This is a genomic window from Microcoleus sp. F4-D5, from assembly GCF_036704885.1.
Lineage (GTDB): Bacteria > Cyanobacteriota > Cyanobacteriia > Cyanobacteriales > Microcoleaceae > Microcoleus.
This window is the reverse complement of the sequence record NZ_JAUBSX010000133.1, coordinates 1-11006: the sequence shown is the minus strand read 5'-3', so window position 1 is coordinate 11006 and position 11006 is coordinate 1. Positions and strand designations below refer to the sequence as shown.

At 45.9% G+C, this 11006-nt stretch carries 10 protein-coding genes and 3 pseudogenes; 5 read left to right on the top strand and 8 right to left on the bottom strand.

The annotated features are described in order from the left end of the window. The coding region (locus QUA80_RS32090) for a DUF4347 domain-containing protein (RefSeq protein WP_333428967.1) at positions 1-1661 on the bottom strand (1661 nt) is incomplete at its 3' end. A 304-nt stretch (positions 1662-1965) separates the two neighbouring features. Between QUA80_RS32090 and QUA80_RS32085 the strand changes: the two genes are divergently transcribed. Next, positions 1966-2433 carry a DUF4915 domain-containing protein gene (locus QUA80_RS32085; RefSeq protein ID WP_333428966.1) on the top strand — a complete coding sequence of 156 codons (468 nt, stop codon included), beginning with the start codon at positions 1966-1968 and terminating at the stop codon, positions 2431-2433. Positions 2434-2534: 101 nt separating this feature from the next. Beyond that, a pseudogene (locus QUA80_RS32080) lies at positions 2535-3251 on the top strand (DevA family ABC transporter ATP-binding protein). Positions 3252-3367: 116 nt separating this feature from the next. Here QUA80_RS32080 and QUA80_RS32075 read toward each other — a convergent pair. The 3 genes and pseudogenes from QUA80_RS32075 to QUA80_RS34040 form a co-directional block, all read right to left on the bottom strand. Then, positions 3368-4414, bottom strand: a complete 1047-nt coding sequence (locus QUA80_RS32075; RefSeq protein WP_333428965.1) for a glycoside hydrolase family 104 protein — start codon at positions 4412-4414, stop codon at positions 3368-3370. A 101-nt stretch (positions 4415-4515) separates the two neighbouring features. After that, the gene (locus tag QUA80_RS34045) at positions 4516-4674 is read right to left on the bottom strand and encodes a glycosyltransferase (RefSeq protein WP_445302316.1); all 159 of its coding nucleotides are present in this window, start codon (positions 4672-4674) and stop codon (positions 4516-4518) included. A 4-nt stretch (positions 4675-4678) separates the two neighbouring features. Next, a pseudogene (locus QUA80_RS34040) lies at positions 4679-5342 on the bottom strand (glycosyltransferase); the annotation flags it as partial. Positions 5343-5564: 222 nt separating this feature from the next. Here QUA80_RS34040 and QUA80_RS32060 point away from each other — a divergent pair. Beyond that, positions 5565-5687, top strand: a complete 123-nt coding sequence (locus QUA80_RS32060) for a hypothetical protein (protein WP_333428963.1) — start codon at positions 5565-5567, stop codon at positions 5685-5687. A 202-nt stretch (positions 5688-5889) separates the two neighbouring features. Here QUA80_RS32060 and QUA80_RS32055 read toward each other — a convergent pair whose 3' ends face one another. Next, entirely contained in the window at positions 5890-6807 is a 918-nt protein-coding gene (locus tag QUA80_RS32055) for a YihY/virulence factor BrkB family protein (protein ID WP_333428962.1), read from the bottom strand. Positions 6808-6924: 117 nt separating this feature from the next. Between QUA80_RS32055 and QUA80_RS32050 the strand changes: the two genes are divergently transcribed. Together QUA80_RS32050 and QUA80_RS32045 are read left to right on the top strand one after the other, a co-directional pair. Next, a complete protein-coding gene (locus QUA80_RS32050) occupies positions 6925-8010 on the top strand; it encodes a hypothetical protein (protein WP_333428961.1) in 1086 nt (361 codons plus the stop codon). Positions 8011-8401: 391 nt separating this feature from the next. Next, positions 8402-9295: a CNNM domain-containing protein gene (locus QUA80_RS32045; RefSeq protein WP_333428960.1), complete on the top strand. Its 894-nt coding sequence runs from the start codon at positions 8402-8404 to the stop codon at positions 9293-9295. A gap of 61 nt (positions 9296-9356) precedes the next feature. Here the strand turns inward: QUA80_RS32045 and QUA80_RS32040 are convergent, their stop codons facing one another. From QUA80_RS32040 to QUA80_RS32035, 3 genes and pseudogenes are all read right to left on the bottom strand, one after another. Then, positions 9357-10517: a glycosyltransferase family 61 protein gene (locus QUA80_RS32040; protein WP_333428959.1), complete on the bottom strand. Its 1161-nt coding sequence runs from the start codon at positions 10515-10517 to the stop codon at positions 9357-9359. A gap of 114 nt (positions 10518-10631) precedes the next feature. After that, positions 10632-10739, bottom strand: a pseudogene (locus QUA80_RS34035) (tetratricopeptide repeat protein); the annotation flags it as partial. 30 nt (positions 10740-10769) lie between these two features. After that, positions 10770-11006, bottom strand: a 237-nt coding sequence (locus tag QUA80_RS32035; RefSeq protein WP_333428958.1) for a tetratricopeptide repeat protein, incomplete at its 5' end; no start/stop codon positions are given.

The following is an 11006-nucleotide window of genomic DNA, read 5'->3' as shown; positions in this document are numbered from 1 at the left end:
AAGGTAGTATCCGCAGCCCCAGTCGTCGGGTTTAACTTCGCAATGTGGTTGCGAGTTTGGCCGCCGATGTTGGTGAACCAGCCATCAACAATGAGGTTGCCACTGCTATCGATGGCGATCGACCCGACAAAACCATTCACATTTGGGTTAAAGGTAGTATCAGCAGCCCCAGTCGTCGGGTTTAACTTGGCAATGTGGTTGCGATTTTGGCCGCCGATGCTGGTGAACTTGCCACCGACTATGAGGTTGCCACTGCTATCGAGAGCGATTTCTCGGACCTCATTACTCGCATTTGGGTTAAAGGTAGTATCAGCAGCCCCAGTCGTCGGGTTTAACTTCGCAATGTTGTTGCGAGTTTGGCCGCCGATGGTGGTGAACCAGCCACCAACAATGAGGTTGCCACTGCTATCGAGAGCGATCGCATTGACAGAATGACTATACGTACCACTCGCATTCGGGTTAAAGGCAGTATCAGCAGCCCCAGTCGTCGGGTTTAACTTGGCAATGTTGTTGCGAGTTTGGCCGCCGATGGTGTAGAAGTCGCCACGAACTATGAGGTTGCCACTGCTATCGATGGCGATCGCATAGACAGAACCACCCGCATTCGGGTTAAAGGTAGTATCCGCAGCCCCAGTAGTCGGGTTTAACTTCGCAATGTGGTTGCGAGTTTGGCCGCCGATGCTGGTGAAGTAGCCACCAACAATGAGGTTGCCACTGTTATCAAAGGCGATCGCATTGACAAAACTATTCGCATTTGGGTTAAAGGTAGTATCAGCAGCCCCAGTGGTGGGGTTTAACTTCGCAATGTAGTTGCGAGTTTGGCCGCCGTTGGTGTCGAAGCCGCCACCAACAATGAGGTTGCCACTGCTATCGAGAGCGATCGCACTGACCGAATCATACTCACCCATATTTGGGTTAAAGGTAGTATCAACAGTCCCATCAGAGTTTAACTTAGCAATGGAGTTGCGAGGCTGGCCGCCGATGCCGGAGAACCCGCCACCGACATAGATCGAATCACCAATAATCGCGGTGCCGTGGCTGGGGCCGGTGACGATACTATCAACACTGAGTCTGCCGGTTCCCGTGTCGTTCGCTAAAACATCGATCGCGGTGGAAGTAGAAGTAGCACTAAAATTGATGCTTTTGCTATCTGCGGTGCCAGTGGGTCCTCCTAAAGTGTAGTCATAATTGGCAAAATTCAGGGGTTGGGTTTCAATTTCCCCAAATTTCACTTCTAACTCCCCGTCGCCGCCACTTGCCGCAGAACCTGTTAAGTCGTTAGAAGCTGCTACATCTGCCCCTGTTATTTCGCTGAGATGCTTGACAAAATAGAGGCCAGTTTCTCCCGCGGCGACATTGCATCCATAAAGTAGGATATGGCCGTTTTCTGTTAAGGCATTTCCCCACTGTTCGATCTGACTTCTGAACTTTTCTAGGTTGATAGAATCGAGTATGTCAGAACCGAGTTTTAAACTACCTTCGCTACCGTGGGAAAGGATGTGCACGGCTGCAATATCTTTTTGATCTGCCAAGGCTTGGGTAATTTGTGCGATCGCGCTCGATTTTTTTTTTAAAATCTCAATTTGAGCGGAATTGACATTTTGAATCAAGCCTTGATAATCTTGTATAGACGAGTCAACGAAAATGATTTCCTTGTTCATGGTAATCACCTTATTGTTTTTTGTTAAGTCTAGGACTTACGCATTCAGCGCAATTACCAACAATAGGATGAGGCTTTTGGTGATACCAAAAGCCGAGAACAACGAAGAAATCTCGGATCGGTGCGTAAGTTCTAACTCATTCACGGCAAAACTTTTTGCTTACCGGATGATAATTTTGTCCAATCTTTCACAACTTTTGCCGACTCAGTAAATAATTATACTATACTGCTATTCAAGCATTTACTACAAAATTAATAGCTATTTTTTTACTTAAATTAATGAAATTTCAACGTTCTTAAAAGACTTGGTAAATATTCATCCATTGGTGTTCAACAATGACGATCGCACCGGAGGGAAAGGAAGCGGTTGGCGGCTGGGTGCGGTGATTAATTCTCGGATTTTCTCAATGCGAGCAAAACATAGGTGCTGTGCCAGAAATCCACAGAATCTAGGCTGTTTGGCGAATCTTCGATCGCGCAATGGGGCTTTACTCTACGAACGCCTCTATTTAAGCTCAAAATATCAACTTTGGCTAGACGATGTGCTAGCTGCGGGTGGGGAACATCCAGGTTGCGATCGCCTATATATTCCAAGAATCGGCTATACTACAGGAGATATCGACATTCACGAGATCGCAGTAGATAAAAATAACCAAATCATTACTCTACGACGTGCAAATAATTCCCGCAGCGCAAAAACCAATGGCTTTAGGTTTTCCAACGGAAGAAATTGCTCAGTTAGTTACGTTGAATTTTTACCGCAGATGGCATAGTTGGGAATTTTTACCGCAGATGGTAGCGGATATACGCAGATTAACGCAGATCAATGTTGATGGAGGACTTTAGTCATCACTACCAACCTCACTTTTAACTTATGAAATCCACTAATATCAGCACGACAACTAACAAATTACCGATTTCTGAGCCTGTAATTTGTCTGCACTAACTCGACCACTACTTCGGTCAAGGTCAACTGCGAAAACAGGTACTTTTTGACATCAACTTAGAAATTAATGCCGGGGAGATTGTCCTGATGACGGGGCCTTCCGGTTCGGGAAAAACTACGCTTTTGACTTTGATTGGCGGGCTGAGATCCGGTCAATCGGGAAGTCTCAAAATTATCGGTCAAGAGATGTGCAAAGCGAGTTCAGACGAATTGGTAAAGGCGCGGCGCAAAATCGGCTATATTTTTCAGGCGCACAACTTGCACCGCAGTTTGACGGCGCTGCAAAACGTGCAGATGGGTTTGGAAGTTCACGGGAATTTGTCGCGTTCCCAAATGCGCGATCGCTCTGCAAAAATGCTAGAGTTAGTAGGACTGGAACAGCGGATTAACTATTATCCAGATGATTTGTCGGGAGGACAAAAACAAAGAGTGGCGATCGCCCGCGCTTTGGTCAGTCAACCGCAAATTGTTTTAGCTGACGAACCGACAGCCGCCCTCGACAGCAAATCCGGTCGCGAAGTGGTGAATTTGATGCAGCAACTGGCTAAAGAGCAGGGCTGTACTATTCTGTTAGTAACCCACGATAACCGAATTTTGGATATTGCCGATCGCATCGTTCACATGGAAGATGGAAAATTAGCCTAATTTTAAAATTTCCCAAGAACAGACATCACCCATAACTACCCCATTTTCAATTTTGGATGTCAAAATTTAATCCAAAATTGTCAAACCCCAATCTAAACTCGTCCTGGGACTGTTCACTAATTGCTAACAACCAATCCTTGCCGGTAAATCCCCAAATTTTGCAGGTACATTGCTTCGAGTTTGGGCATCGACGATTCTACGGAACCGCCATAACGGCGAAAAGAAGGCCAGATGTAAGCGAGTTTTCTGACTGCTGACTCCAATCGCCCCGCTTCTATATCTTCTAATGCACCTTTTTCTCGGATTAATTCTACAGCCATCCAATCTTGATTTTCTGGGCTGAAATCGCGGACGCCAAATTTTTTGGCAAATCTGTCCCAAGTGGTGCTGAGAAACTGATATCGCCCCGCAGCGTCGGAACAGAGTTTTTTGCCGTAGCGGCGGCCGCACCTCATTTCCCTGGGGTGATCTTGAAAGCTGACAAATTTCGTGCCGGTGTACTGGGTGCGGTAGCCGTCGGGGCTAGCGGTTCCTTCGGCGGCTGCGATGGTGTCGAGAAAGGCTTTGACTCGACGTTCCGGACTGATGCTATCGAGTTTGCGATCGAGTCTGCGATCGGGTGAATTCAGGGTTGGAGTTTCGGGCGATCGATCGCGATCGATGTTATCCTCTCGTTTGTCTGGTGAATCGATCGCCGCAACTTCCGGCAGGCGTTTCGGGGCGGGCGAGATCGATTGTGCCCACAGCAGCCTCGGCGTCATTCGACCTAAGAAAAAGCACAAACAGATTAACAAAGTCCAAGAGATTTTAAAACGGAGGCGTTTGGACAGTTGCCTGCGCTGCCGCACCGGCCACCCGTGCAGGGGGAGGGCTGCGGGCAAGATGCCCGTTTGCTGGCCGAAGGCGAACAGCGATTTCAGCGCTAGCAAGGTTTGCTTGTAGAAACCGGGTGCAAGTTTCCGAGCTCTCATTGCTGCTGCGAAAGTCTCGACATCAGTCAGAGTCACTTCTGCCAGCGGTTTTTCTACAAACAGCCGAAAACTGTTGGCCGCCTGCCAGCTAAAGCGCTTGCTGCGGGTGGATTTGCGCTCCACCCACAGGCGAATTAGCTCGATGTCTGAAATGGGTTGCAGATGCCTTCCCAGATGTTCTGGCGCGTGCAAGAGTACCTCCTGATATCACTTCTGGTTGAAGGTTCCCAGTGAGAACGGATGAGGGACAGGGGATCGAGGGAAACTGGCTTCAACCATACTAAGTGATACTACTAAGCGATCGCGGGGTCAAGCTCAAGAGCCGATTGTTCGAGGAGTTGAGTGTAAAGTTGACTGAGTTGGGAGGCGATACAGTCCCAACTGAAATAGGTTTCCACGCGCCCGCGGCCTGTGTGTCGGAGTTGCTGGCGCCATACTGAGTCAACTGACAAGCGATCGATCGGCTGTTTCCAAAAGTGTTTTTTCGACTTGCAGCCTGGTTTTGGCAATCATCGGAATTGTCGAAACCGACTTGTATTTAATTGCTGCCCAAGAATGGTAAGTGTGAACTTGCAGCAGGGGTTGCGATTTTTTCAACTCCATTCCCACCCAAGAAGACAGCCAGTAATTCGTGTGAACTAACGGATATTGAAAGCCTGACAAGCGAATTTCAAAGGTGGTACCCGCCACGCGATCGATCCGTGGAATCAATCCCAAATCGAAAATCTAAAATCCTCAAGAAAGAGCATTTATCTCGCGCAAGTCAATCTAAAATCTAAAATCTAAAATCTAAAATCGATTGACTCTAACTGAAATTTCTGAAATTCTCGAACAAAGATTGGTAAATATCCGTAAAGTTCGTCGCGGGGAATAAATTATTGCGGCCCTGCTACTAGCCGAGTTGTCCGGTCCGGCAATTGCGACTGTGCTGTACAATTCTTGCTTGTTGGCGATCGGATGAGCGGGTGAACACATCCACTTGCCACCCCTGTTTCGCTACAGCTTCCCCTATTTGAGGCAAGTAAACATTTTGCCCGCCCGCTTCTTATTTGCCAATTTCCACAGCCGGATCGCCGTGTACGGAGATGAGGGCGATGCGTTTTTTAGTTAATGAAATCATGATTGTTTGCCACAATTTAAAAATAACTTGCCGGAGAAGATTGAAAGTGCTATTTTGGCTGCTGGGCGGGGACGGGAATCTTTTAGTTAATTAGTATTAAACTCAAAATGCGGGATCGATCAATCATCCTTCAGGGATAAGTTGCAGGGAAAAATTGCAAGAGAACTTCCTTCTGCTGATAGAGACGTGCAGCAGATAAAAATCTAGATAATCTAAATGGAAATGAACGAAGGTGAAGGGAATTTCCCGGATTCAAGTAGGTGTCAAACTCAAGCCTGCTTTCAGCTTGCTGTTCGAGATGCCAGGTCGCTCGAAGGTAGAACTTTTACTCCTCTCGATCGATAAGTTGGGCTTGGGAGAAAGCAGAAGTAGGTCATCCCAAAGACAGGATGTTATAGGCGATAGAAAAAAAAGCAAAATTATTGCATTCAAAATTTTTCTTTCCTTCCTTCCGCCTTCTTCCCTCTGCCTTCTGCCTTCCGCCTTCTGCCTTCTGCCCTCCAACCAGCGGTTCTGGTTTAACCTCTAATTTCCCGTTTGTCTAAGGTTAAGAGTGCTTCCGAGGTTTTTGTGGGGAGGATTCCCCATTTTCGGTGTGGAGGAAATTCTTTCGCGAACCTCGCATTCGGGAACCGTATCGGTTAGCCCAAACTTGGGTAAACTCGGCACCTAAAAAGAGAATTTGAGCGGAATAATTAATCCAAAGCAGGATGATCACGAAGGAGCCAGCAGCACCGTAGGTAGAGGCAATACCGCTACCTCCGAGGTAAACTCCTATTAGGGATTTGCCGATCGTAAACAGCACTGAGGTGATGGCGGCGCCGATCCAAACATCATTCCAGGCAAGATGGACATCGGGCAAAAGTTTGTAAATTAAGGCAAAAAGCAGGGTAACTACGCCAAAGGAGATAGCAAAGTCCACAATCTGCCAAATGCCGACTGGTAAGTGCAGCCAGCCGTTCAACCAATAGCTGACGGCGGCTAAAATGGCACTAATTACTAAAGATACTAGCAGTAGAAATCCTATGCCTAAAATCATCGCAAAAGACAATACGCGGTCTTGCAAAAATCCCCAGATACCGCGTCCGGGAGGAGGTGAAACATTCCAAATAGTATTGAGGGCTTCTTTAAGATTAGTAAACACGTTGGAAGCACCCCACAAAAGTGTAGCGATGCCGACTAGAGTAGCAATCATTCCCGACTTTGGTTCGGAGGATTTGAGGATTAGTTCTTGGACGGTTTGGGCACCATCTTTGCCGATTAAACTTTGGAGTTGGGCGACGATTTGACCTTGGGCTGCGTCTGGACCAAAGACTAAACCCACGATCGCAATTACGATAATTAGCAGCGGGGCGAGGGAGAAGACTGTGTAATAGGCTAGGGCGGCGGCTAGGGTTGGCGCTTTATCTTCTTGCCATTCAGTAAAAGTTTCTTTGAGTAGCGATATGACGGTTTTTAATTTCACGGCATTGGGTTTCCTGATACTTGTTGTCGTCCACCAAGGGATTGTAATAGGTTAAGAGTTTTTTAGCGTCCGCCACAAGATAGATTTATCGATTAGCAAATTCGGAAAATTACTTTTATGTCAGATTACCACACAACTGTTAACAGCACCGATGTAAAATTGTCTAATAAAGCAATTTCTTGGGCAAAACTGAGCGCCTTAGTAGCGGTGGCAAATTTTTTGCTGGTACTTTTCCATTTCAGTTACCTTCAGTTGCGCCCTGTTTATCAGAGCTATTTTCCGGGTTTAGTTAAAATTTATGACCCGATTAAAGGCATTGATTCGAGTTTGCCAAATCCCGAATATTTGAAAAGCGCTGACCAGTTTTGGCAAATTGATGCGTTGTTTATCGGTTTTTTTGGGGCGGAATTTTTGATTAAAAGTCTGTTCCACACCCGCCGCAAACCGGGGGTAACTTGGTTTGATTTTGTGCTGAGGCGCTGGTACGAGGTGTTTCTGGTGATACCGATTTGGCAGGGGTGGCGGATTCTGCCGGTATTGGTGCGGCTGCACAAGTCGGGTTTGGTGAATCTCGATCGCGTAGTTACTCAAATTACCTACGAACCGGTGGCTTATTTAGCCAATACGATGTCGGAATACATGATGGTGCGGTTTATCAATCAAGCTAAAAGTTCGATCGAACAGGGCGACGCGGCGCAGATGTTGCTGGCGCAGCAGCCGTACCTTCACGTCAATCAGGAAAATACGATCGAACAAATTATCAAGCGGATTTTGGATCTGACAATTTACAAAGTTTTGCCGCAGGTGCAACCGGATTTAGAAGAATTGCTGCACCACAATTTAGAAACAACAATCAAACAGTCGGATTTCTATCAAATCCTGCAAACTTTCTCTCCGATTAATATTTTGCCTGCTGAGATGACGGAAAAGCTAGCGAATTATTTGGCTCAAACTGCTGTGGATGTGGTATCTACTACTTATGAAGACGATAAAGGTAGAAAAATTCTCGATAATTTCAGCCAAGAATTTAATCAAAGTTTGCGGCGGGAATTGCAAGATGAGAAAACTATCGGGGAATTGCAGTCGCTGCTGTCGGATTTGTTAGAAGAAGTTAAGTTGAATTACATTCAAGGCGGGTTGAAGTCCGATCCGGTGGAGACTTTTACGGAAATTAACTCGCTCCGGGGAGTCAGGGAGAGTTGATACAGCAATGAGTTCCGGTTTTGTGAATTAGATTTTTTGACTCACATCTGGCATCATTGTCAAGAACAGGCTTTCCGGCCTGTGAAGCGAGAGATGAATTTTATTGTGGAACAGGCCGGAAAGCCTGTTCCTAAACAAGTCATTGAGAATGGTGCAATATCTCAGTTAAAACGAACCGCGAAGACGCCAAGGGCGCGTTCGGCGAAGCCGTTCCCGAAGGGTAGGAAGACAAGAGAAAGAGTTCACAAGTTCTACGGGTAAGGTGCGCGGCCCGGCCCACCTACGAATAAGGGTAGTGGGGATATCCGAAATCTCGGGGGATAAACCAATCTGAATCCCAAGCTAAAATAAAAGAATTAACCTCAAACATCTATCATATTAGATATCTATCTTGAACAACATTACCTGCCTGGAAATAGAAGTCGCTCAAACAATGCTGAGATTAGCAATGTTGCTGGGCTTAACACTTTTAATCGCCTTTTTTGTGGCGTCAGAACTAGCATTAGTATCAGCCGATCGCCATCAAATCCGCCAACTCGCCCACTCGGACGATCGCCCAACCGCTAAAACCGCCGAACTCGTCCACCAAGCCCAGAACAACATACCGCATTACCTGTCTGTGACTCAAACTGGCACAACAGCAGGGAGTTTGCTGTTGGGTTGGTTGGGTGAGGGAGCAACCGTACACTGGATCGAACCGTGGATCGACAAATTGCCGATCGGTCATTTGCCGGCCGTACTGACTGCTCATTCGATCGCAGTTCCCGTAGCTTTTATCTTAGTAACTTACGTAGAAATAGTTTTAGGAGAACTAATACCCAAAGTATTAGCAACCCACGCCCCAGAACGCACCGCTTTGCTGTTGATGCCGACCCTAGAACTCTGCTCAAAATTACTGTGGCCGCTGCTAGCAATTCTCAACGGTACCGTGCGGCTGCTGACCGGTTGGATTACCAGTAAAGAGCCTCAACCGCTGCTGTCACCTTCCCAGGCAACTTTCGTTCAAAAAGATCCTCATTCGGCACTAATTTCTGGCAATTGGGAAGTGACAGCAGTTAACGAAAAACTCGGGTTAAACCTGCCGACTAACCAAGCTTACCAAACAATAGCTGGATTCGCGATCCACACTTTAGGTAAAATGCCAAATCAAGGCGATCGGCTATTGTGGGGCGAGTTAGAAATAGAAGCAGCAAATGTAGTAGAAGGCAGTTTAGAAACAGTGTTACTGCGTCAGGTAACTCGTCCTTTGTTTGAGACTCAGCAGCCAGAACTCGTGTTGAATTGAATTAACCTTTTTTAACTTCCAGGCAGAGCCTGGAAGAAGCTACAGGAATCATTTAGGGTGGCTAGATCGCACCTGCCAATTTCATCGTATTTAATAATTCAGCAATATTGACTAAAATATCTTCAAATACGTAGTGAATTTGTTCCCCTCCCTCCTGCTGGCTGTGCGAGTCAATATCGAGAACCCTTTCGCCGATAAATTCCCAGTATTCGAGACCAACTTGACTGCTAAGTTTGCGGTAACAAGGGTTTACATAATCAGGTGCAAATATTTCTATAACTTTAGTACCTGGACTGCAAAACACTGTGTTAGTCAGAGCCGCACCGTGAGCTGCGATTACAACTTCAGCAGCAGCAAACAGCGATACTTGTTCGGCAACAGACAGTGATTCTGGCGCGATACTCTTAAAGCCCAACTTAGTTAAAACTGCGACTAATTCATCTTCATTAATCACTCTGCGTCTTTCTTTGCGAGATATAAAAATTCGCTGTTTTTTCTGCAAACCAATGATGGAATCATTCAAGAATTCTCTTCTGAGAAAATCGCAGGCCCATTTTGTACTTTCTATAATGACACTGCTCACCAGTAATTGACGAGCTTGAATGTGATTATTTTTATAGGTTTCTACAATTTTTTCTAATGGAATACCCAACAAGCTGACTGTTTCTCTCTGAAACGGGAAGCAACAATGATTGACGGCAAATTTATCGATACTACCTATATCTATACCCGATCGCCGGAGCAATTCAATCTGCGGCAAAAACTCAAACATCCAGTGATAATAATTGTAACAGTAGTTTTTCGCTAAAAAAGCTACTGTTCCTTGAATGACAACCGGGGGAGGCAACCGATCTGAAGAGATAATCAAACTCGGACTACCTGTAGATATATCCTCTAACAGCCGATCGTCTGAAGTAATGACGGCCCGAGTAAATTTATCTCCCCAAGCACGTCCGTCAGGGATAACAGCTACAAATGGTTGTGCGTTTTCACCCTCAGTTTCTCTGAAATTAGAGCCAAGGTTTTCGCTGGGTAGAAATTGTGGCGATAGAACAGATATTTTCGCCTTTGATGTAGAGGTAATTAACTCACTATCGACGGTTGAAGGACAAAATTCACGAATTAGGTGCAGAGGAATTGCCCTGTAGTAACAAGCCATCGCCTCATCTTTTATACCTAAATTTGTGAATAATTTGAATAAATAGTCGTAACCTTCATCCACATCCGGCAGAATTTGAAGGAGTTGAATGCAAGTAGCGATCGCTTCTGGGATTTTTCCTTGCTTTTTGAGGACAACTCCTAAGTTTAAGTAACTAAACTTACAGTCTGGTTTCTGAGAAATCGACTGGCGGTAACAAGCGCTCGCCAGCTCTAACTTACCTTGAGTAAAATGAAAATTCCCTAACTCTAAGAATGACTGGGCACTAACGCTTGTCGGAGCGATTTGAGCAACCTTAAGCCAACAATCTAAAGCTTACTCCCAGCGGTTTTGCTGACTCAATACCTTGCCCATTTTCAAATAAACATCAGCCCAATTCGGGTTTAACTGAAGGGCTTTTTGGTAAGTAGTTATTGCTTCATCCAGTCGCCCCTCTGCAACCAAACAATAGCCTAATTTGGCAAGGATTTGTGCTGAGTTATACCATTTTTCTAAAGTTATGCTAGAGTTACCTGAAAAGTAAAGGAGAATATTAAAATGTCTGGGCGTCCT

Excerpts from the sequence above, each read along its gene's own strand:
- QUA80_RS32060 (WP_333428963.1), top strand. The coding sequence starts at position 5,565 with ATGAACGAAGGTGAAGGGAATTTCCCGGATTCAAGTAGGTGTCAAACT.
- QUA80_RS32050 (WP_333428961.1), top strand. The coding sequence starts at position 6,925 with ATGTCAGATTACCACACAACTGTTAACAGCACCGATGTAAAATTGTCT.